The sequence below is a fragment of the Antiquaquibacter metalliresistens genome (assembly GCF_029211225.1).
GTDB classification, from domain to species: Bacteria; Actinomycetota; Actinomycetes; order Actinomycetales; family Microbacteriaceae; genus Rhodoglobus; species Rhodoglobus metalliresistens.
In genome coordinates, this window is record NZ_JARGEM010000006.1 from 50,024 (window position 1) to 71,512 (window position 21,489).

20 protein-coding genes are annotated in these 21,489 nt (G+C 69.0%); 11 read left to right on the forward strand and 9 right to left on the reverse strand.

The window, feature by feature from the left end:
• The first annotated feature begins 3 nt into the window (after positions 1 to 3).
• Positions 4 to 1,125 (forward strand): alkaline phosphatase family protein, encoded by a 1,122-nt coding sequence (locus PYV02_RS11715; protein WP_275759219.1) that lies wholly within the window; start codon positions 4 to 6, stop codon positions 1,123 to 1,125.
• Here PYV02_RS11715 and sepH read toward each other — a convergent pair.
• Positions 1,122 to 2,132, reverse strand: coding sequence for a septation protein SepH (gene sepH, locus PYV02_RS11720; protein ID WP_338056620.1), 1,011 nt, complete (start codon positions 2,130 to 2,132; stop codon positions 1,122 to 1,124). The two genes, PYV02_RS11715 and sepH, sit on opposite strands and share 4 nt — an antisense overlap.
• Before the next feature lie 172 nt (positions 2,133 to 2,304).
• Between sepH and PYV02_RS11725 the strand changes: the two genes are divergently transcribed.
• Positions 2,305 to 2,598, forward strand: a complete 294-nt coding sequence (locus tag PYV02_RS11725) for a DUF4193 domain-containing protein (RefSeq protein ID WP_275759220.1) — start codon at positions 2,305 to 2,307, stop codon at positions 2,596 to 2,598.
• On the opposite strand, the gene PYV02_RS11730 is transcribed toward PYV02_RS11725, so the two are convergent.
• On the reverse strand, positions 2,595 to 3,041 hold the full coding sequence (locus PYV02_RS11730; protein ID WP_275759221.1) for a DUF3093 domain-containing protein: 447 nt from the start codon (positions 3,039 to 3,041) through the stop codon (positions 2,595 to 2,597). The two genes, PYV02_RS11725 and PYV02_RS11730, sit on opposite strands and share 4 nt — an antisense overlap.
• A 53-nt stretch (positions 3,042 to 3,094) precedes the next feature.
• Here PYV02_RS11730 and dut point away from each other — a divergent pair, with 53 nt between their 5' ends.
• The 7 genes from dut to PYV02_RS11765 all read left to right on the forward strand — a co-directional run bounded on the left by dut (position 3,095) and on the right by PYV02_RS11765 (position 11,196).
• Positions 3,095 to 3,550 (forward strand): dUTP diphosphatase, encoded by a 456-nt coding sequence (gene dut / locus PYV02_RS11735; RefSeq protein WP_275759222.1) that lies wholly within the window; start codon positions 3,095 to 3,097, stop codon positions 3,548 to 3,550.
• Positions 3,547 to 4,155 (forward strand): DUF3710 domain-containing protein, encoded by a 609-nt coding sequence (locus PYV02_RS11740; protein ID WP_420833630.1) that lies wholly within the window; start codon positions 3,547 to 3,549, stop codon positions 4,153 to 4,155. The genes dut and PYV02_RS11740 overlap by 4 nt, the downstream gene beginning before the upstream one ends.
• Positions 4,152 to 4,847 carry a DUF3159 domain-containing protein gene (locus PYV02_RS11745; protein ID WP_275759223.1) on the forward strand — a complete coding sequence of 232 codons (696 nt, stop codon included), beginning with the start codon at positions 4,152 to 4,154 and terminating at the stop codon, positions 4,845 to 4,847. Before PYV02_RS11740 ends, PYV02_RS11745 begins: the two co-directional genes overlap by 4 nt.
• A 211-nt stretch (positions 4,848 to 5,058) precedes the next feature.
• Positions 5,059 to 7,875, forward strand: coding sequence for an aconitate hydratase AcnA (gene acnA / locus PYV02_RS11750; RefSeq protein WP_275759224.1), 2,817 nt, complete (start codon positions 5,059 to 5,061; stop codon positions 7,873 to 7,875).
• A 9-nt stretch (positions 7,876 to 7,884) separates the two neighbouring features.
• On the forward strand, positions 7,885 to 9,819 hold the full coding sequence (gene dxs / locus PYV02_RS11755) for a 1-deoxy-D-xylulose-5-phosphate synthase (RefSeq protein ID WP_275759225.1): 1,935 nt from the start codon (positions 7,885 to 7,887) through the stop codon (positions 9,817 to 9,819).
• 28 nt (positions 9,820 to 9,847) lie between these two features.
• Positions 9,848 to 10,222, forward strand: coding sequence for a MerR family transcriptional regulator (locus PYV02_RS11760; RefSeq protein WP_275759226.1), 375 nt, complete (start codon positions 9,848 to 9,850; stop codon positions 10,220 to 10,222).
• A complete protein-coding gene (locus PYV02_RS11765) occupies positions 10,219 to 11,196 on the forward strand; it encodes an aldo/keto reductase (protein WP_275759227.1) in 978 nt (325 codons plus the stop codon). Before PYV02_RS11760 ends, PYV02_RS11765 begins: the two co-directional genes overlap by 4 nt.
• Before the next feature lie 52 nt (positions 11,197 to 11,248).
• Here the strand turns inward: PYV02_RS11765 and PYV02_RS11770 are convergent, their stop codons facing one another.
• The 4 genes from PYV02_RS11770 to PYV02_RS11785 form a co-directional block, all read right to left on the reverse strand.
• Positions 11,249 to 13,384 (reverse strand): 3-hydroxyacyl-CoA dehydrogenase NAD-binding domain-containing protein, encoded by a 2,136-nt coding sequence (locus tag PYV02_RS11770; RefSeq protein WP_275759228.1) that lies wholly within the window; start codon positions 13,382 to 13,384, stop codon positions 11,249 to 11,251.
• A gap of 1 nt (position 13,385) precedes the next feature.
• The gene (locus tag PYV02_RS11775) at positions 13,386 to 14,582 is read right to left on the reverse strand and encodes a thiolase family protein (protein WP_275759229.1); all 1,197 of its coding nucleotides are present in this window, start codon (positions 14,580 to 14,582) and stop codon (positions 13,386 to 13,388) included.
• Positions 14,583 to 14,652: 70 nt separating this feature from the next.
• The gene (locus PYV02_RS11780; protein WP_420833631.1) at positions 14,653 to 15,900 is read right to left on the reverse strand and encodes an HRDC domain-containing protein; all 1,248 of its coding nucleotides are present in this window, start codon (positions 15,898 to 15,900) and stop codon (positions 14,653 to 14,655) included.
• Positions 15,893 to 16,486, reverse strand: coding sequence for a DUF3000 domain-containing protein (locus PYV02_RS11785; protein WP_275759230.1), 594 nt, complete (start codon positions 16,484 to 16,486; stop codon positions 15,893 to 15,895). The genes PYV02_RS11780 and PYV02_RS11785 overlap by 8 nt, the downstream gene beginning before the upstream one ends.
• Positions 16,487 to 16,575: 89 nt before the next feature.
• Between PYV02_RS11785 and PYV02_RS11790 the strand changes: the two genes are divergently transcribed.
• Positions 16,576 to 17,751: an alpha/beta hydrolase family protein gene (locus PYV02_RS11790; RefSeq protein WP_275759231.1), complete on the forward strand. Its 1,176-nt coding sequence runs from the start codon at positions 16,576 to 16,578 to the stop codon at positions 17,749 to 17,751.
• 1 nt (position 17,752) lies between these two features.
• Here PYV02_RS11790 and PYV02_RS11795 read toward each other — a convergent pair whose 3' ends face one another.
• Both PYV02_RS11795 and PYV02_RS11800 read right to left on the reverse strand, forming a co-directional pair.
• A complete protein-coding gene (locus PYV02_RS11795; RefSeq protein WP_275759232.1) occupies positions 17,753 to 18,184 on the reverse strand; it encodes a SufE family protein in 432 nt (143 codons plus the stop codon).
• 9 nt (positions 18,185 to 18,193) lie between these two features.
• Complete coding sequence (locus tag PYV02_RS11800; RefSeq protein ID WP_275759233.1) at positions 18,194 to 19,093, reverse strand: sulfurtransferase; 900 nt, start codon at positions 19,091 to 19,093, stop codon at positions 18,194 to 18,196.
• A 116-nt stretch (positions 19,094 to 19,209) separates the two neighbouring features.
• On the opposite strand from PYV02_RS11800, the gene zapE reads away from it, so the two are divergent.
• On the forward strand, positions 19,210 to 20,217 hold the full coding sequence (gene zapE / locus PYV02_RS11805) for a cell division protein ZapE (RefSeq protein ID WP_275759234.1): 1,008 nt from the start codon (positions 19,210 to 19,212) through the stop codon (positions 20,215 to 20,217).
• On the opposite strand, the gene PYV02_RS11810 is transcribed toward zapE, so the two are convergent.
• A complete protein-coding gene (locus PYV02_RS11810) occupies positions 20,189 to 21,349 on the reverse strand; it encodes a Na+/H+ antiporter NhaA (protein WP_275759235.1) in 1,161 nt (386 codons plus the stop codon). The two genes, zapE and PYV02_RS11810, sit on opposite strands and share 29 nt — an antisense overlap.
• Positions 21,350 to 21,489 lie beyond the last annotated feature (140 nt).

The window sequence follows — 21,489 nt, forward strand, 5'->3', positions numbered from 1 at the left end:
GCCATGTTACCGGCGCTCGATCCCCAGGCGCCGAGCCTTGCCGATGTGCTGCGAAGTTGTCTGGAATCGGTGCAGTCCGCCCCGAACCGTCTCGGGTTGCCGCCCGCCGACAGCGCCATCGTGCTGCTCGTTGACGGCCTCGGTGCCGATGCGCTGCGCGCGAGCGCCGGACACGCCCGCACGCTCATGTCGGCGATGGGCAAGAAGGACACGATCGCCTCCGGATTCCCCACGACCACGGCCTCGGCGCTCGCCTCGTTGACCACGGGGCTCACCCCCGGTCAGCACGGACTGGTCGGCTACTCCGTGCTCGATCCGCAGAACGATCGCGTGATCAACCAGCTCACCGGGTGGGACGACCGGCTCGACCCGCATCGATGGCAGGCGCATCCGACCCTCTTCGAGACGGCCGGACGCCTGGGCTTGGCTCCCGCCGCCGTCGGGCCGGCGAAGTTCGCCGAGTCGGGGTTCACGCAGGCGGTGCTGCGGGGCGCGAACTACGTCGGGGCGCGCTCGATCGCCGAACGACTGGAGGTCGCCGCCGAACTCGCCCGCACCCCGGGGGCGCTCGTCTACGTCTACGTGGCCGAACTCGATCAGGCCGGCCACGCGCACGGCTCGCAGTCGTCGCAGTGGACGCGAGCGCTCGAAGAGACGGATGCCGCGCTCCGCTCGGTCGCACCGACGCTGTCCCCGCGCACCGGCCTCCTGGTCACGGCCGATCACGGCATGATCGACATCCCGCAGCATGCCCACGTCATCGTCGACGACACCTCGGAACTACTCGAGGGGGTGCGGCACGTCGCGGGCGAGCCGCGCTGCCTGCAGCTGCACCTGCACGACCGGCGGCAGACCGTGGCGCTCGCCCAGCGCTGGCGGGCCGTCGAAGGCGAGCGTGCATGGATCGCGACGCGCGACGAGGCGATCGCGGCGGGCTGGTTCGGCGCGGTGCGGGATGATGTCGTCCCGCGCATCGGCGACGTGCTGATCGCCGCGCGCAAGAACGTGGCGTACTACCTCGCCGGGTCGTCCGGCATGACGATGGTCGGACAGCACGGCTCCTGGTCGCCGGCCGAGCTGCGCGTGCCCCTGTTGCGGATGGGAGCGTACGCGCGCGGAGCCTAGGCCGGGTCCTCGTCCGGTCGAGCGCCGAAGACGATCTCGTCCCAACTCGGCATCGCCGCGCGACCCTTCTTCGTGCGCGGTTGCGGCTGCGTGGAGCGCGGACTCGCCGGCGGTTCCTCCGCCTCGGGCATCGGTACGTCGATCACGCGGATCGTGCCGGTGGAGGGGTGCGCGGCGCGGGCCTCGTCCTCACCGAAGCTCGCGGACTCCCGTTCCCCGCGGCGCCGACGCAGCGCCTCGAGCAGGTCGGCGGTCTGGTTGCCCGGTACCGGCTCCTCCTCGTGCCGTGCGATCGAGATCGGCTTGGCCGCGGTTGCGGATGGTGCGGGTGCCTCGGCGGGATCGATCGCGAACGCCCCGCTGTCGAATCGCGTGGCATCGGTCGGCGCGGTGGGGGACACCGCGCGAAGCCGGGGCATGAGCGGCCCGGCGGCCTCGCCCTGCGAGAGGGAGATCGCCTCGTTGTTCAGGGGTACCAGGGAGTGCTTCTTCGGGTCGAACTGCCAGCGGGCGTCATGGTCGATGTGGTTCGCGGTGAACGCGAGCTTGACGATCCATCCGGTCGCCTCCTTCCAGCTCGCCCACCGTTCGCCGACCGCACCGAGCTCGTGCAGCCGTTCGCGGATCGCGGTGCCGAAGGACTTGCCCTGGCTGAGCGGGTCGGTGTCGCCCGCCATGCGCACCGGCACGTCCAGTGCGGATTGCACCACGAACTCCCGCTCCGCCAGCACGGGACCCTCGAAGCGCTGGATGTACTCGAGCGGCGCTCCCGTGATGGATGCGACATCCTGTGCGGACATGCCGGAGCGGATGTGCGCCTGGATCTCGCGCGGCGAGAGCTTCGGTCCGACGCCCGGATCCGTCACGGTCTGCCGGAGCTTGGATTGCATGAGCTCGTCGATGGGGATGCGGTAGCGCGTCCCGTCGTCGGCGGCGACGAGCAGCGCGCCGTTCTCGACGCCGATCACTCGCAGGTCCTGCATGACGATGCCCTCCCGGCCGTGCATTTGGGCACCAGGATGACACGCCGTCGGCCTGTTTCCGGGGAATAGCGCGGGCGTGCCGGATGTTGCATCGGCGACGGAAAGCGACGGCTCTTCAGGGGTTTGCTATTTGCAACCTCGTGATGCACACTGTCCCCGCCGATTGAGCACGCATGTTTACTAGAACTGGATGGGCATGGCCACCGACTACGACGCACCTCGCAAGACCGACGACGACAGCGAGTCGATCGAGGCTTTGAAGGAGCGCGTTCCGGACAAGTCGTCCGGTTCGATCGACGTCGACGACGCCGACAACCCCGGCAGCTTCGAGCTGGCCGGCGCGGATCTCTCCGACCTCGACCTCGACGTCGTGGTGCTCCCGCCTCAGGCGGACGAGTTCACCTGCGTGAACTGCTTCCTCGTCAAGCACCGCTCGCAGATCGACCACGAGACCAAGCTCGGACCGATCTGCATGGAGTGCGCGGCCTAGCCTCGGTTCTGCAGCGCCCTGACGAGTTCGTCGGGACGTCGCGTCGACACCAGCCAGTACGGCGTGGGGTCGTCATGATCCCGCAGCTCGACCTTCACCACGGGGTCGACCCAGCCGCGGATCAGCAGCCAGGCCCGCGCGTCGAGCCGCGGCCCGCGTTCGGCGCGCGCCTCGTCGCCCGCGAATCCGGCGGCCGTGCCGAGCAACGATCGCGGAATGCGGGCGCGGCCGGCGATGAACTCGTCGTCGGTCACCTCGATGCGCGGGGATGCGGCCAGCAGCAGCACGATGCAGCCCGCGTACAGCACGATCGCGACCACGATCCCGGCGGTCAGGTCGATCGGCAGGAACACGAGCAGGCTCGCAGGGATGACCAGCGCGGTGGCTACGTACAGCCAGGGGGCGGGCCAGAGACGCTCGCGATAGTGGGGCACGTCATCCATTGAACACCCCGCGGGCATGCGAGCAGTTCAGCGTTCTGCACTACCCTCGTCACGTGGTTGACAACGTCGAGGTGCTCATCGCCTCCGGTCGGATTCCCGAGTACGCGCACGCGGGAGACGCGGGTGCGGACCTTCATGCCGCCGACGCGCACGTCATCGGTCCGGGGGAGCGTGCGACCGTCGGCACCGGCGTGTCCATCGCACTGCCCGACGGCTACGTGGGCTTCGTGGTGCCGCGATCCGGACTCGCGATGCGGCACGGCATCACGATCGTCAACAGCCCCGGGACGGTGGATGCCGGCTACCGCGGCGAGATCCGCATCACCCTGCTCAACACCGATACCGCGCACGCCTTCGTGATCGAGCCGGGCGATCGGATAGCGCAGCTCATCGTCATGCCCGTGTCACGGGCCCGTTTCATCCCGGTGGAGTCTCTGCCGGGCAGCCAGCGCGGCACGTCCGGTTTCGGTTCAACCGGCATCGGCGCCGCAGAGGGAGTGCAGTCGTGAGTGACATCATCGGGATCGAAGCATCGGGAGAGGGTGCGGGGCAGCCCAAGTCCGCGCCCGAGGATCGTGCATCGGCCGGTCCGCTCGACGAGGCTGAGGCGAACGCCGTCCGCCCCTACGTCGACCTCGGCGGCGTGAAGATCCTCCCTCGGCCGGAGCTGCACCTGCGGCTCGAGGTGGAGGAGGCGACCAAGCGCGTCGTGGCCGTCAGCCTCGACTACGCGGGCTCCACGTTGCAGGTGCAGCCGTTCGCCGCACCTCGATCCAGCGGTCTGTGGCACGAGATCCGTCAGCAGATCGTGGACCAGATCCAGAAGCAGGGCGGCACCACCCGCATCGTCGACGGAGTGTTCGGTCCCGAGGTGCTCGCCGAGATCCCGGCCCAGCAAGGCGGCAGCCGCCTGGCCAGGTTCGTCGGCGTCGACGGCCCGCGGTGGTTCCTGCGCGGCGTGATCGCCGGCGAAGGCGCGACCAACGCCGAGGCCGCCGCGAAGGTCGACGACCTGTTCCGTTCGATCGTGGTCGTGCGCGGCACCACGCCGATGCCGCCGCGTGACCTCATCCCGCTGCACATGCCGGCGGCGGGTCAGGGCGCGAGCGAGTGAGCGACGAGCAGCAGCCGCCCTCGTTCAGGGAGTCGCTGCAGGCGGCGGCGAAGCGCTCCGGCTTCGGCAAGGTCGAGCCGGGTCAGGCCCCGACGGGTGCCGCGCTCCTGGCCGCGATGGGCGGGGTGCGCGGACTGGTCGAGTCGATCCTGCCCGGGTTCGCGTTCCTCGTGGTCTACACGATCACGCAGGAACTGCTGCCCTCCGTGCTCATCCCGCTCGCGATCGCCGTGCTCTTCCTGCTGGTGCGGCTGGTCATGCGTTCGCCCTGGACGCCGGCAGTGGCCGGCATCGTCGGCATCGGGCTCTCGGCGGGCCTGGCCCTGCTGACCGGTCGCGCCGAGGACAACTTCGTGCCCGGCTTCATCATCAACGCCGTGTTCCTCGTCGGGCTGATCGTCAGTCTCGCCGTGCGCTGGCCGATCATCGGCGTGATCGCGTCGCTGATCACGGGCGAGGGCAGCGGTTGGCGTACCGACCGCGCGAAGTTCCGGGTCGCCGTGATCGCGACGCTGCTGTGGTGCGGTCTGTTCGCGGTGCGGCTGGGCATCGAACTGCCCTTGTATTTCACCGGAGAGACCCAGGCGCTCGCGGGCTTCAAGCTCATCCTCGGTGTGCCGTTCTACGCGGCGATGCTCTGGGTGACCTGGCTGCTCGCCCGCACCGTGTACTCCCGCGTCGAGGAGGACTGAGCGCGCCCGGCGCGGCTCCCGACGTGAGCGCCGCGACGTGATACATTTATCTTGATATCAAGATAGTTTTGCGCCCGATCGAGGGTGAAACCGCACCGCGGCGGGCTTAGGCTTGCCTTGCTGGCAGCGTGTCCGAAGGGCCGCGAGGATAGCCAGGGCACCGCGGCGGGACGGCGCAGCGCAGCGAGTCAGTCACAGCAAGGGAGACGACATGTCGGCAGTGAACAGTTTCGGGTCGAAGGACACGCTCACGGTCGGGTCGACCGACTACGAGGTGTTCCGCATCGACACCGTCGACGGCCACGAGAAGCTGCCGTTCAGCCTGAAGGTACTGCTCGAGAACCTGCTGCGCACCGAGGACGGCGCCAACGTCACGAAGGAGCAGATCGAGGCCCTCGGCGGCTGGGTTCCCACCGCGGAGCCGGACACCGAGATCCAGTTCACCCCGGCCCGCGTGGTCATGCAGGACTTCACCGGTGTGCCCTGCATCGTCGACCTCGCCACGATGCGTGAGGCGGTCGGCGCCCTGGGCGGCGACCCCAACAAGATCAATCCGCTCGCTCCCGCGGAACTCGTCATCGACCACTCGGTGATCGCCGACCTGTTCGGCACCGAGAACGCCCTCGAGCGCAACGTCGAGATCGAGTACGAGCGCAACGGCGAGCGCTACCAGTTCCTGCGCTGGGGACAGACCGCCTTCGACGACTTCAAGGTCGTGCCGCCGGGCACCGGCATCGTGCACCAGGTGAACATCGAGTACCTGGCACGGGTCACCTTCACCCGCGAGGTGGGTGGCAAGCTGCGCGCCTACCCGGACACCTGTGTCGGCACCGACTCGCACACCACCATGGTCAACGGCCTCGGCGTGCTCGGCTGGGGCGTCGGCGGCATCGAGGCCGAGGCGGCCATGCTCGGCCAGCCCGTCTCCATGCTCATCCCCAAGGTCGTCGGCTTCAAGCTCTCCGGCGCCATCCCGACGGGCGTGACCGCGACGGATGTCGTGCTCACCATCACGCAGATGCTGCGCAAGCACGGCGTGGTCGGCAAGTTCGTCGAGTTCTACGGCGAGGGCGTCGGCCAGGTGCCGCTGGCCAACCGCGCCACCATCGGCAACATGAGCCCGGAGTTCGGTTCGACCGCCGCGATGTTCCCGATCGACGAGGTGACGCTCGACTACCTGCGCCTGACCGGCCGCAGTGCTGAGCAGGTCGCCCTGGTCGAGGCCTACGCCAAGCTCCAGAAGCTCTGGCACGACCCGGCCGTCGAGCCCGTGTTCAGCGAGTACCTCGAGCTCGACCTCAGCACGGTCGTGCCGTCGATCGCCGGGCCGAAGCGTCCGCAGGATCGCGTCGAGCTCAGCCGGGCCAAGACCCAGTTCGAGCTCGACATCGTCGACTACGCGGGTCAGCGGCTCTCCGAGGTGGACGCCGCGGTCGAGGCGACCTTCCCCGCGTCCGACCCCGTCGGCTTCACCCCTGAGGACGAGGAGAGCGCGCACCAGCACTCGCACACGCAGGCGAGCATCGCCCCGGCATCCGTCTCGCGTCCCACCAAGGTGACGCTCTCGGATGGCTCGGGCTACACGCTCGACCACGGTGCCGTCGCGGTCGCGGCGATCACCTCGTGCACCAACACCTCGAATCCCTCGGTGATGCTCGCCGCCGGTCTGCTCGCGCGCAACGCGAACCAGAAGGGCCTCAAGGCCAAGCCGTGGGTCAAGACCACGATGGCGCCCGGCTCGAAGGTCGTCACCGACTACTACGAGAAGGCCGGCCTCACCGACGACCTCGAGGCTCTCGGCTTCTACACGGTCGGCTACGGCTGCACGGTGTGCATCGGCAACACCGGTCCGCTGATCGAAGAGGTGACCGAGGCGATCAACCGCAACGACCTCGCCGTGACCGCGGTGCTCTCGGGCAACCGCAACTTCGAGGGTCGCATCAGCCCCGACGTCAAGATGAACTACCTCGCGAGCCCGCCGCTCGTGATCGCCTACGCCCTCGCCGGTTCCATGAACTTCGACTTCGAGACCGACCCGCTCGGCAAGGACAGCGACGGCAACGACGTCTTCCTCAAGGACATCTGGCCGGATGCCGCCGAGGTGCAGGCCACGATCGACTCCTCGATCTCCACCGAGATGTTCACCAAGGAGTACGGAGCGGTCTTCGACGGCGACGAGCGCTGGCGTTCGCTGCCAACGCCGGACAGCGAGGTCTTCGAGTGGGACGAGCAGTCGACCTACGTGCGCAAGCCCCCGTACTTCGAGGGCATGACGCTCGAGACGACCCCGGTCACCGACATCGCGGGCGCGCGCGTGCTCGCCAAGCTCGGCGATTCGGTCACGACCGACCACATCAGCCCGGCCGGCAACATCAAGGCCGACAGCCCTGCGGGCAAGTACCTGCAGGAGCACGGCGTCGATCGTCTCGACTTCAACTCCTACGGCTCGCGCCGCGGCAACCACGAGGTGATGATCCGCGGCACGTTCGCGAACATTCGCCTGAAGAACCAGCTGCTCGACGGTGTCGAGGGCGGCTTCACGCGCGACTTCACGAAGGCCGATGGCCCGCAGTCGTTCATCTACGACGCGAGCGTGAACTACCAGGCCGCGGGCACCCCGCTCGTCATCTTCGCGGGCAAGGAGTACGGCTCCGGTTCGAGCCGCGACTGGGCGGCCAAGGGCACCTCGCTGCTCGGTGTGCACGCGGTGATCGCGGAGAGCTTCGAGCGCATCCACCGTTCGAACCTGATCGGCATGGGTGTGATCCCGCTGCAGTTCCCCGCGGGGCAGACGGCGGACAGCCTGGGCCTGGACGGCACCGAGGTCGTGACGATCTCGGGCATCGAGGCCCTCAACGCGGGCACCACACCCAAGTCGGTCCGCGTCGTCGCGGCGCCCAGCGAGCACTCAGCGCCGGGCAAGGCGACCGTCGAGTTCGACGCGGTCGTGCGCATCGACACGCCCGGTGAGGCCGACTACTACCGCAACGGCGGCATCCTCCAGTACGTGCTGAGGTCGCTCGTTTAGGCTGGTGCCATGAGCCTGCTCGAGAACATCCGCGGTCCACGCGATCTGGATGGATTGTCCGACGAGCAACTCGTCGAGCTGGCCGCCGAGATCCGCGATTTCCTCGTGCGCGAGGTGTCGAAGACCGGCGGCCATCTCGGCCCGAACCTCGGCGTCGTCGAGCTGACGATCGCCATGCACCTGGTGTTCGATTCGCCGCGGGATGCCGTGATCTTCGACACCGGACACCAGAGCTACGTGCACAAGCTCCTCACCGGACGGCAGGACTTCAGCCGGCTGCGCGAGCAGGGCGGGCTCGCGGGCTACCCGCAGCGCAGCGAGTCGGTGCACGACATCGTGGAGAGTTCGCACGCGTCGAGTTCGCTGTCGTGGGCCGACGGCATCTCGCGCGCCTTCGACATGACCGGTCAGCACGACCGCCACGTCGTGGCGGTGGTCGGGGACGGCGCGCTGACCGGCGGCATGACGTGGGAGGCGCTCAACAACATCTCCGACGACAACAGCCGCAACCTCGTCATCGTCGTCAACGACAACGGTCGCTCGTATGCGCCCACGATCGGCGGGATGGCGCACTTCCTCAACGACGTGCGCACCCGTCGCTCCTATCGCAGCCTGCACTCCACGTCGCGCAAGGTGTTCGAGCGCTTCGGTGCGCCGGGTCGTGCGCTCTACCGCGGAATCCGCGGCGGCACCCACGGGTTCCTCTCCCGGCTGACGAACAACGAGGCGCTGTACTCGAACCTCGACATCAAGTACCTCGGTCCCGTGCACGGCCACGACATCCGTGCCCTCGTCGAGGCGTTCCAGCAGGCCAAGAACTATGGCGCCCCGGTGATCGTGCACGCCATCACCGAGAAGGGGCGCGGCTACCGGCCCGCGCTGCTCGACACCGCGGATCAGTTCCACGCCGTCGGTCAGATCGACCCCGAGACGGGAGAGCCGATCGAGGCCGCCAGCAAGCCGAGCTGGACCAGCGTGTTCGCCGACGAGATCGTCGAGCTCGCGGATGCCGACCCCCGGCTGGTCGGGATCACCGCGGCGATGCTGCGGCCGACCGGGCTCCACAAGTTCGCGGAGCGGCACCCCGACCGCGTGCTCGACGTCGGCATCGCCGAGCAGCACGCGGTGACCTCGGCGGCGGGGCTCGCGTTCGGCGGGTTGCATCCCGTGGTCGCGATGTACGCGACGTTCGTCAACCGCGCCTTCGACCAGGTGCTCATGGATGTCGGCCTGCACCGGGCCGGCGTGACCTTCGTGCTCGACCGGGCCGGCGTCACCGGTCCCGACGGGCCGTCGCACCACGGCATGTGGGACTTGGCGATCCTGCAGGTCGTGCCGAACATCCGCATCGCCGCACCGCGGGATGCCACGTGCCTGCGCGAGGAGCTGCGCGAGGCGGTGGCCGTGGATGACGGCCCCACCGTGCTGCGCTTCTCGAAGGGCAGCGTCGGCACGGAGTACGACGCGGTACGCCGCACCGATGACGGCGTGGACGTGCTGCGCGAGGCGCCGCACAAGGACGTGCTCATCGTCACCGTGGGACCGATGGCCAAACTCGGTCTGCAGGTCGCGGAGCGGCTCGCGGCACAGGGGATCGGTGCAACGGTGATCGACCCCCGCTGGGTGGTGCCGGTGCCGCAGAGCGTGATCGGCTTCGCGGCGGAACACCGCATCCTGATCTCCATCGAAGACGGCATCCGGGTCGGCGGCATCGGCACGCGCATCCGTCAGGACCTGCGCGCCGCTGGCGTCGATACCGCGGTGACCGAGCTCGGCCTGCCCGACGAGTTCCTGCCGCACGGCAGCCGGGACTGGATCCTGGAGCAGGTGGGGCTGACGCCGCAGGCCATCGCGCGCGACGTCGTCGCCCAGGTGCTCGGCAGCAAGATCCCCGTGGCGCGGCCGCTGCCGACGGAAGCGGATGTCGACTCCCGTTTGACTTAGAGCGCGCCCGAAGTTCTAGCCTGAGGGCATGACCACCACGGATGCCGGGCTCTCGATCGCGCAGGTCGCCGAGTCCACCGGGCTCACGACCCACACCCTCCGGTACTACGAACGCGCGGGACTCATCGGGCTCATCGACCGGGCATCCTCCAGTCACCGCCGCTACACCGAGGCGGACGTCAACTGGGTCGTCTTCCTGACCAAGTTGCGCGCCACCGGGATGCCGATCGCCCAGGTGCGCGAGTACGCGGACCTGGTGCGCCGCGGCGAGTCGACCACCCAGGCCCGAATGGACCTGCTCCTTCGGCATCGTGTCGCCGTGCTCGCCCAGCTCGACGAGGTCACCCAGAGCCTCGCCGCCATCGACAAGAAGATCGAGATCTACAAGGAGAAGTGCAGTTGAAGACCATCAGACTCGGAACCGACGGACCACGGATCGGCCGAATCGGCCTCGGGCTCATGGGCATGAGCGCCTTCTACACCGGTGCCGCGCAAGACGACGCCGGATCGATCAGAACGATCCATCGCGCACTCGAGCTCGGCGTGAACTTCCTCGACACGGCCGAGATCTACGGCCCCTATCTCAACGAGGAGCTGCTCGCCAAGGCGATCGTCGGCAAACGGGACCAGGTGGTGATCGCCACGAAGTTCGGCACCCTCCTGCACCGCACCGATGGCAGTCGCGGCCTCGACGGCAGCCCCGAGAACGTGCGACTGTCGGTGGAGGGTTCGCTCACGCGTCTCGGCACCGACCACATCGACCTCTACTACCAGCACCGCATGGACCCCGCCACGCCGATCGAGGAGACCGTGGGGGAGTTGGCGACCCTGATCGCGGAGGGCAAGATCGGCGGCTACGGGCTTTCGGAGGCGGCGCCGGCCACGATCCGTCGTGCGCATGCCGTGCATCCCGTCACCGCCGTGCAGACCGAGTACTCGCTGTGGTCCCGCGACCCCGAGGCGGAGATCCTGCCGACGGTGCGGGAGCTGGGCATCGGTTTCGTGCCGTACTCGCCGCTCGGCCGGGGCTTCCTCACCGGCACGATCCGCTCGCTCGATCAGCTCGACGAGACGGACTTTCGGCGCGCGAATCCGCGTTTCGAAGGCGAGAACCTCGAGGCGAACATTGCGATCGTCGAGAAGGTGGATGCCGTCGCCGCCGAACTCGGTGCGAAGCCCGGTCAGGTGGCGCTGGCCTGGCTGCTCGCCCAGGGGGACGACATCGCGCCGATTCCCGGAACCAAGCGCATCCCGTACCTCGAGGAGAACGTGGCGGCGGATGCACTCGTGCTCACTCCGGCACAGCTCGAGACGCTCGGCAGCCTGCCCGTCGCCACCGGCGACCGCTATGCGGACATGACGCCGCTGAACCGATGACCCGCAAAATGACGAGCGCACCGGGATCGGATCCCGGTGCGCTCGTCGTCGGCTACTTGACGCCGCGGATCGGCGGGTGGTGGAAGGTGTCTCCGAACGCGCGCTCGGAGGCACCGACCCGGTCGAGGTAGGGGGTGATGCCGCCCATCTGGAACGGGTAGCCAGCGCCCATGATCATGCAGAGGTCGATGTCCTCGGCCGCCGCGACGACCTGATCCTCGAGCATGCGGTGGATCTCGTCCGCGAGGCCGTCCTCGAACCGGATGCGCAGCTGCTCGGCCGTCAGCGGCTTCGCATCCGCGGGGCGGTGCTTGTCGACGATCGCCTGTGCCTTGGGATCGACGCCCTTGACCTTGCCCTTGCCGTCCTTCTCGAGGATCGTGCCGTAGTCGGCGAGCTCGTGCAGCGCCTCCGACTCGAAGAAGCGGTCGGGGAACGCGGCGTGGTGCGTGTCGAGCACGTGCGCGCCGACCTTGAGGCCGACGAGCTCGAGCAGTACGAACGGGTCCATCGGCAGACCGAAGGGCTTGACCGCGTCGACGACCGCCTGGAAGGGCGATCCCTGCTCGACGGCGTGCATCGCCTCACCGAGCACCTTCGCGAGCACGCGGTTGACCACGAAGCCCGGGGTGTCCTTCGTGATGACCGCCGTCTTGCCGAGCTTGGCGGCGGTGGCCATCGCGGTGGCGAGCGCGGCATCCGTCGTCTTCGGCGTCTTGACGACCTCGATGAGCGGCATGACGGCCACCGGGTTGAAGAAGTGGAAGCCGACGACGCGCTCGGGGTTCTTGAGCTTCGCGCCGATCTGCTCGACCGACAGCGAGGAGGTGTTGGTCGCGAGGATCGTCTCGGGGGAGATGTACTGCTCGACGTCGGCGAAGACGTTCTGCTTGGCCTCGAGCTCCTCGAAGATCGCCTCGATCACCCAGTCGCAGTCCGCGAAGTCGGCCTTGTCGGTCGTGCCCGAGACGAGCGCCGTGAGGCGGTTCTGGTCGTCCTTCGAGATGCGGCCCTTGGCGGCGAGGTCGTCGATGTCCTTGCGGATGTGGGCGACACCCTCGTCGACGCGCTGCTGGTCGAGGTCGGTGATCACCACCGGCACCTGCAGCTTGCGCACGAAGAGGAACGCGAACTGACGCGCCATGAGACCGGCACCGATGATGCCGACCTTGGTGACCTTCTGCGCGAGCTCGCGATCCGGGGCGCCGGCGGGGCGCTTGGCGCGCTTCTGCACGAGGTTGAAGGCGTAGATGGATGCGCGGAACTGGTCGCCGGCGATGAGCTCCTCGAGCGCGGCGTCCTCGGCCTTGAAGCCCTTCACGCGGTCGGTGTTCTTCGCCGCCTTCAGGAGTTCGAGGGCCTTGTAGGGGGAGACCGCGACGCGGCCGATGCGGCTCTCGAGCGTCTTCTCGGCGATGCCGATCGCGATGTCCCACTTGGCCAGGCGCTCCACCTTGCCGGGCTCGTGCTTGCGCTTGACCTTGGTCTTGCCGGAGATGACCCCGTCGGCCCAGCGGATCGAGTCCTCGAGGAAGGTCGCCGGCCCGAACATCGCGTCCGCGATGCCGAGCTCGAGCACCTGCGGGCCCTTGAGCATGCGGTTGTTCTTGAGCGGGTTCGAGATGATCACCTCGAGCGCGTTCTCGATGCCGATGAGGTTCGGCAGCAGCCACGCGCCGCCCCAACCCGGGATGAGGCCGAGGAACACCTCGGGCAGCGCGAAGGCGGGCACCGAGGCATCCACCGTGCGGTAATCGGCGTTGAGGGCGATCTCGACGCCACCGCCGAGGGCGAGGCCGTTGACGAACACGAAGGTCGGCACGCCGAAGTCGTGCAGCTTGCCGAGCGTCGCGTGCCCGAGCTCGCCCATGAGCCGCCCGATCTCGCGCTCGGAGATCTCGCCGACCTTGGAGAGGTCGGCGCCGGCGGCGAGGATGAACTGCTTGCCGGTGACCGCGAGGCCGTGGATCTCGCCCTTGGCCGCGCGGGCCTTCTGCGCGTCGAGCACGGTGCCGAACTCGATGAGCGTCGTCGGCCCGAGAGTGTTCGGGCGGTTGTAGTCGAGCCCGTTGTCGAGCGTGACGAGGGCGAGCGTGCGCCCGCCGCTCAGCGGCACGTCGCGCACGTAGGAGTGGGTGACGACCTCGTCGGTGGAGAGCTCCGCGAGCTTTGCGAAACGGTCGGCCATGTTACTTCTTTCCCTTGTAGTGCGGGTTCTCCCAGATGACCGAGCCGCCCTGGCCCAGCCCGATGCACATCGCGGTGAGGCCGTAGCGCACGTCCGGCCGCTCGGCGAACTGAGCGGCGAGCTGGATCATCAGCCGCACGCCGGAGGAGGCGAGCGGGTGCCCCATGGCGATGGCGCCGCCCCACGGGTTGACGCGCGGGTCGTCGTCGGCGATGCCGAAGTGGTCGAGCAGGCTGAGCACCTGCACCGCGAACGCCTCATTGATCTCGAACAGCCCGATGTCATCGATGGTCAGACCGGCCTTGCGCAGCGCCTTCTCGGTGGAGGGCACCGGGCCGATGCCCATGATCTCCGGCTCGACGCCGGCGAAGGCGAAGCTCACCATGCGCATCTTCGGCGTGAGGCCGAGCTCCTTGGCGGTCGCGCCGCTGGCGATGATGGAGACCGCCGCGCCGTCGTTGAGGCCGGACGAGTTGCCCGCGGTCACCCGACCGTGCGGGCGGAACGGGGTCTTGAGACCGGCGAGCCCCTCGAGCGTGGTGTCGGGACGCAGCGCCTCGTCGCGGGTGGCGAGGCCCCAGCCCTCGGCGCTCTGGACGGCGACGGGAATCAGGTCGGGCTGGATCTTGCCGGCCTCGTAGGCGGCGGCCGCCTTCTGCTGGCTGCCCAGCGCGAACCGGTCGGCGCGCTCCTTCGTGAGCTCGGGGAAGCGGTCGTGGATCTTCTCGGCCGTGTTGCCCATGTTGAGTGCATCCGGGTTCACGAGCTTCTCGGAGATGAACCGCGGGTTGGGGTCGGCGCCCGAGCCCATCGGGTGGTGGCCCATGTGCTCGACGCCGCCGGCGATGCCGAGGTCGTACATGCCGAAGCCGATGGCGCCGGCGATGGTCGTGACCGAGGTCATGGCGCCGGCGCACATGCGGTCGATCGCATAGCCGGGCACGCTCTTGGGCAGCCCGGCGAGCAGCGCCGTGGTGCGACCGATGGTCAGACCTTGGTCGCCGGTCTGCGTCGTGGCGGCGATCGCGACATCGTCGAAGCGGTCCTTCGGGATGCCGGGGTTGCGCTCCAGGAGGCCGATCATGGCCTTCACGACGAGATCGTCTGCCCTCGTCTGCCAGTACATGCCCTTTTCGCCGGCGCGTCCGAACGGGGTCCGGACACCGTCGATGAATACGACTTCTGCTCTCTCGGCCACAATGCCTCCACTTTCAGGTCGAATCGATCCTACGGCGGGGGTTCGGCGGGCCGGATTCCTTTGATCCTTCCTACGAATCGGCCTCGGGGGCCGGTTCGGGCTCCTGTGCCGACTCCACAAAGGCCTGAGCGATCACCTGTGCGGTTGCGTCAAGCTGCCACGGTCGAGCGCCGAGCTCCCGCAGTGCTGCCCGGACGGTCTCGGGGGTGATCTCGGCGGGTGGCGCCCACGCCACGCGACGCAGGGAGTCCGGGGTGAGCACGTTCTCGACGGGAATCGACATCGCGGTCGCGACCTCCGTGACCGCGGCGCGGGCGAACTTGAGTCGGCGGTCCGCCTCCGGGTTGCGGTCTGACCAGATGCGCGGCGGCGGGATGCTCTCGCCGGGTGCGCGCAGCACGGGCAGCTCGGTGGTCGCCAGGCCCGCCTGGATGGCATCCCACCAGCGATCGATCTGCGTGCGGCTCGCGCGCCCGGTGAACTCCTTGATCGCGGCGAGGTCGCGCTTGGTCTCCGGCAGCAGACGGGCGGCGGCGATCAACGCGGAGTCGGGTACGAGCCGACCAGCCGCGGTGTCGATCTCGCGCGCGTAGGCGTCGCGCGCCTCCCAGAGCTCGCGGGCGACGGCGAGGTTGCGCGCCCCGCGGATCGAGTGCAGCCCGCTGAGGCGGCGCCAGGGCTCGGTGCGCACGATCACCAGGTCGCGCTGGAGCACGGCGGCGAACTCCTGCTCGGCGATCTCGGTCTTGCCGTCCCGCGCGAGCACCTCCGCGAGGGCCTCCCGCAGGTCGACGAGCAGCTCGACGTCGAGCGCGGCGTAGACCAGCCAGGCCTGGGGGAGGGGGCGGGTCGACCAGTCGGCCGCGGAGTGCTCCTTGGCCAGATGGATGCCCAGCAGGTCCTCGACGACGGCGCCGAGGCCCACGCGCGCCAGGCCGGCGAGGCGTGCCGCGAGCTCGGTGTCGAACAGTCGCGTGGGATCGAGCCCGACCTCGCGAAGGCAGGTGAGGTCCTGGCTCGCGGCGTGCAGAATCCATTCCTCGCCCGCGATGACCTCGTTGAGCTCCGCGAACGAGCCGACGGCGGGCGGGTCGAAAAGGAAGGTGCCGGCGCCGCGCCGGAAGATCTGGATCAGATAGGCCCGCTGCGAATAGCGATAGCCGGATGCCCGCTCGGCATCGATCGCGATCGGCCCGACACCGGCGGCGATGGCTCCGACCGCCGCGAGGTACGCGTCGCGGTCGGCGATGACCTCGACTTCCTCGTGGGCGGCCTCGTGCGGGGCGTCGGCCGGAGGCGTCTCCGGCAGGCTATTCACGTCCGACTCGTCGCGCAGACAACAGGCTCACTCCCTCGACGGCCGGCGGAAGGCCGGCGAGCATGCACAGCAGGTCACCCCAGCCTTCCACATGGGGAGCGATGTCGGAGTCGTCGGGCGACCAGGACGCCCGCAGTTCGATCTGAGCGCCGTCACCCTGCGACTCGAGCTCACCGAAACCGGTGGAGAGGATGCGCGTGGCGGTGCCGGAAGCGGTCGTGTAGTGCGCACCTCGGGCCCTGAGCGCATCGACGAGCCACGACCAGGCGACCTCGGCGAGGAACGGGTCGACGCCCATCTCCGTCTCGAGCGGTGCCTGGGCGTAGCAGATCACTCGCAGGGCGCCGTGCCAGGCCTCCGGCAACGCGGGGTCGTAGAGCAGCACGAAGCGACCGGTGCCCAGTTCGGAGTCGGAGTCGTGGCGGGCGGGCGTGACATCCGCTGCGAGGGCGAAGGAGTAGGGGGCGAGCGTCGCGGGTGCCGGAATCTCGCTGATCACGAGCTCAGGCCTCGTTGCGGCTCGGCGGAGCGAGTCGATGGCGGCAGCGAATGGTGCGGGAACCTGCGCGGCGGGTGTCTCGGGCACGAGTGAAGATTAGGCTTTGGCGGGGATATCTCCGCCGAGGCACGCCGCCCTGTGGACGGCGCGCACAACCGAACACCAGAGGAACGAGCATGGCGCACAGCGGGCATCCGGACTCGATTGCCGGTCGAATCGTCACCACGGCGGCGATCGCCGTGGGCGGTGCGCTCGCCGTGACGGCGGCAGCGGCCGCCGCGGTGACGGTGATCTTCGCGCGCACCGTCGTCACGCCGCCGGCCAAGCGGGAGGAGGATGTGCGCATCCTCGGCCACGACGAGGCGACGATCACGCTCTCGGCCACCCTCGACTCGCTGACCCCGGGCCGGTACAGCCTGTGGTTCCGCCAGGACACCGGTCATGCCCGGGTCGGCGAGATCCTGTCATACACGGCGACGACGGTGACGCGGCAGCTGCTCGGCGTGCAGCTCGGCGACCTGCGGGGTGCGACGCGTGGTCGCTTCAGCGGATGGTTCTACCTCTCGCCCGGCGAGCTGCCGGTGGAGTTCACCGAGGTCGAGGTCGAGACCGAGCTCGGCCCCGCGCCGGCGTGGTACGTGCCGGCCGAGCGCGCATCCAACCGGTGGATGATCGGGGTGCACGGGCGCGCGGTGCGACGTCAGGAGGCCATCCGAGCGATCCCGGTGTTCCGCGAGGCCGGCCATGACAGCCTGCTCATCTCCTACCGCAACGACGGCGATGCGCCGCGGAGTCCCGATCACCGGTACGCCCTCGGCGACAGCGAGTGGCGCGACGTCGATGCCGCCATGCGGTACGCGGTCGAGCACGGTGCCAAGGAGATCGTGCTCATGGGGTGGTCGATGGGCGGGGCGACGGTGCTGCAGGCGCTCACCCGTTCACCGCTGGCCGATCGCGTGACCGCGGTGGTGCTCGACTCGCCCGTCGTCGACTGGGTGACGGCGCTCGAGTACCAGGGGGTCGCGAACCGCCTGCCGAAGCCCTTGCAGTGGGGCGTGCTGCGGCTGCTCTCGCAGCGCTGGGCGGGGCGGGTGACCGGGCAGCGCGAGCCCATCGACCTGCACCGACTCGATTTCGTGCGTCGTGCGGACGAACTGCACACGCCGATCCTGCTGCTGCACAGCGATGACGACGGCTACGTGCCGTCGACCGCGTCGCGGGCGCTGGCCGTGGCGCGGCCGGACATCGTGACCTTCGAGCCGTTCGACACGGCCCGGCACACGAAGCTGTGGAACTACGACGCGGACCGCTGGAACGCGGCGATCCGACGGTTTCTGCAGGGCGTGCGCTGAGTCAGGAGGCGAGCCGCGCCCGAACCTGACGCTTCGCCCGGGCGAGCATGCCGGTCATCCCTCGGATGCGCAGCGGGCTGACCGCCTCGGTCAGTCCGAGCGTGTTCGGGAAGTCGTCGGGGATCGCGAGCAGTTCCTGGGCGTCGAGTCCCGAGAGTCCCTGGGCGAGGATCGACGCGAACCCACGGGTGGTCGGCGCCTCCTTCGGTGCGGTGGCGTACATGTGCACCCGGGACGCGTCATCCACCTCGACGAAGATGAAGACGGGGGACTGGCACTCCTCGACTCGCTCGAGCAGGTCGGGGTGGTCGCGGTAGCGCTCGGGCAACTCGGGCAGTTCATTGGCGAACTCGAGCAGCAGCTGCAGACGGTCCCGCACCTCGAGGCCGAGGAAGTCCTCACGGATCTCGGCGAGCTGGTCGGGCAGGGTCACCTCTGAATGCTACTTCGCCGGCACCGTGCCCGGCTCGCTGCCGCGAGCGATGGGCACCCGCACCGCCGAACCCCACTCCGTCCAGGAGCCGTCGTAGTTGCGCACGTTGTCGAAGCCGAGCAGATAATGCAGTACGAACCAGGTGTGGCTGGAACGCTCGCCGATGCGGCAGTAGGCCACGATCTCATCGCCGTCCACGAGTCCTGCCTCGCCGCGGTAGATCGCCTCGAGCTCGTCGAGCGGCTTGAAGCCGCCGTCCTCGGCGACCGCGCGCGCCCACGGCACGCTCTTCGCGGTCGGGATGTGGCCGGCGCGCAGGGCGCCCTCCTCCGGGTACGCGGGTGCGGAGGTGCGCTCGCCCGAGTACTCCTCGGGGGAGCGCACGTCGATGAGCGGCTTGCCCAGGTGCTCGAGCACGTCGTCCCGGAACGCCCGGATGCCGCTGTCGTCGCGTTCCACGATCGGATAGTCGACCGGCTCACGCACGGGCACCTCGGTGGTGTACGCCCGGCCCTCGGCCTCCCACTTCGCCCGCCCGCCGTCGAGCAGGCGCACGTCCTCGTGACCGAACAGCCGGAACACCCAGAGCGCATACGCCGCCCACCAGTTGTTCTTGTCGCCGTAGATCACCACCGTGTCATCGCGCGAGATGCCCTTGCCGCCGAGCAGGGCGGCGAATCCGGCGCCGTCGATGTAGTCGCGGGTGACCGGGTCGTTGAGCTCGGTGTGCCAGTCGATCTTGACGGCGCCCTCGATGTGGCCGGTCTCGTAGAGCAGCACGTCTTCATCGGACTCCACGACCACCAGACCCGGCGTGCCGAGGTGCTCGGCGAGCCACTCTGTGGAGACGAGCCGTTCCGGGTGCGCGTACTCGGCGAAGCGGCTGGATGTGTCGTACTCGACGCTCATGAGATCCTCCGTGGTGCTGGGCGGCTAGGCTGGGAAGCCCTGATCGAATCTACGCGTCGCAGGCGATGCCGGCAGGGTTCCCGTAAGACTTCGACACACAATCACGAGGCTTCAGCATGACCGCAGAGACGAATGTCTCGTTCGGCCATCTCGTCGACCGCGACGCCGCGCTCTCGGCGCAGCAGATGGTCGAGCACCTGGTGCCACCCCGCCAGTTCGCGGGCGCGAGTCTGGACAACTACCGACCCGACCCCGACTACCGCTCGCAGGCCGCGGCGGTCGAGGCCATCCGCGACTTCGGCTCGGGTGCGCAGGGCGGCGGCCTGTTCCGCAAGCGCGCCCCGGTGCCCAAGCCCGGGGTCTACCTCGACGGCGGGTTCGGCGTCGGCAAGACCCACCTGCTGGCAGCGCTCTGGCATCAGGCCAAGGGGCGCAAGTACTTCGGCACGTTCATCGAGTACACCGCGCTCGTCGGCGCCCTCGGCTACGCGCCGACGGTCGAGCTGCTGAAGGGTGCGAGTCTGCTCGCGATCGACGAGTTCGAGTTGGACGACCCGGGCGACACGCGGCTCATGGCCCGCCTGCTCAACGAGCTCGCGGCATCCGGCACCCGCATCGCCGCGACCTCGAACACCCCGCCGAACGCGCTCGGCGAGGGCCGGTTCGCCGCCCAGGACTTCCTGCGCGAGATCGACTCCCTCGCGGACCGCTTCGAGACCCTGCGCATCGACGGCCTCGACTATCGCCGCCGAGACGTGGAGGCGCATGCCCGGGTGAGCACGGATGCCGCGGCAGAACTCGCGGGCATCGCCGGTGCGACCACGCTCGACGACTTCGATGCCGTGCTCCGCCACCTGTCGACCGTGCATCCCTCGCGGTATGTGCGGCTCGTGGAGTCGCTCGCGGCGATCGGCCTGACGGGCGTGCATCCGATCGGCCACCAGACGGACGCGCTGCGGTTCGTCGCGTTCGTCGATCGCCTCTACGACGCTCAGGTGCGCATCGTCGCGGAGGGCACCCCGCTCGACTCGGTGTTCCCCGAGGAGATGCTGCAGGGCGGCTATCGCAAGAAGTACCTGCGGGCGATCTCGCGCCTCATCGCGCTGACGTCTGGGACTGACTGAGTCGGGTGTAGTGACGCCCGCGCACCGCGGTGAGCGCTCCGCCGATGATCGCCGCGATCACCGAGGCGAGCAGCACCGCGAGGGTCACCTCGTCCGCGACCTCCGGTTGGGGCTCGTACGCCAACTCGTTCATCAGCAGTGAGACGGTGAAGCCGATGCCGCCGAGCGCGGCGATCGCGATGATGTCGGGCAGCGGCATGCGCTGCTGCTTGCTGCGTCGTCCGGCGAGTGCGATGGCGATGAGCGCGCCGACGGTGATGCCGACGAGCTTGCCGACCGGCATGGCGACGATCACGCCCCAGAAGGCCGGGCTCAGTTCCGTGATGCTCGCCTGCGGAATCGGCACGAGTGCGGCGACGATCGCGAAGAGCGGCAGGATCACGGCGTTGGACCAGGGCTCGATGGCGCGCCTGGTGCGCTGGCCGGTCGCATCCGACATCACCAGACCGAGCGCGACGCCGGCGATGGTCGGGTGGATGCCGGAGAGGAACACCAGCACCCAGGTGGCCAGTCCGATCACGATGAGCAGGGGGAGCAGCCAGGGTGCGGCGCCGCGACGCATGCGGTAGCTGAGCCAGCCGAACATCAGCACGAGGGGAATGGCGGCCAACAACGGCAGGGGCTGCAGATCGCGGGTGAAGAACGCGGCGATGATGATGATCGCGATGAGGTCGTCGATGACCGCGATCGCCAGCAGCAGTGCTCGGAATCTGGCCGGCAGCGACCGGCCGACGATGGCGAGCACGCCGAGTGCGAAGGCGATGTCGGTGGCCGTGGGAATCGGCCAGCCCTGCGCGAGATCGCCGTCGCGCACGATGATCAGGAAGATGATGGCGGGTGCGACCACCCCGCCGACGGCGGCGGCCGTGGGCACGAGCGCCTTGCCGGCGGTGTCGAGTTCGCCGTGGCGCAGCTCGTGCCGGAGCTCGATCGCGGCGATGAAGAAGAAGATCGCGAGCAGGCCGTCTTTGATCCAGTGCCCGACCGAGAGGTCGATGGGGCCGGCCCCGATGTGGAAGGTCTCGACGGCTCTGGCGGCATCCCCGAGCGGGGAGTTGGCCAGGATGAGCCCGAGGGCTGCTGCGGCGACGAGGAGCATGGCGGCGAAACGGTCGGAGCGCAACAGCTGCATGCATCGATCCTAGAAGGGTCGGCAGAGTGCCCGAACTCGCAGCCAATCGGAGGTCCACCGAAACACGATGTTTACATGCCGCATGGCCGCGTAACACCGACGAAACACCGGGGCACCCCCGGTGAAACCTCCCGTCGCCA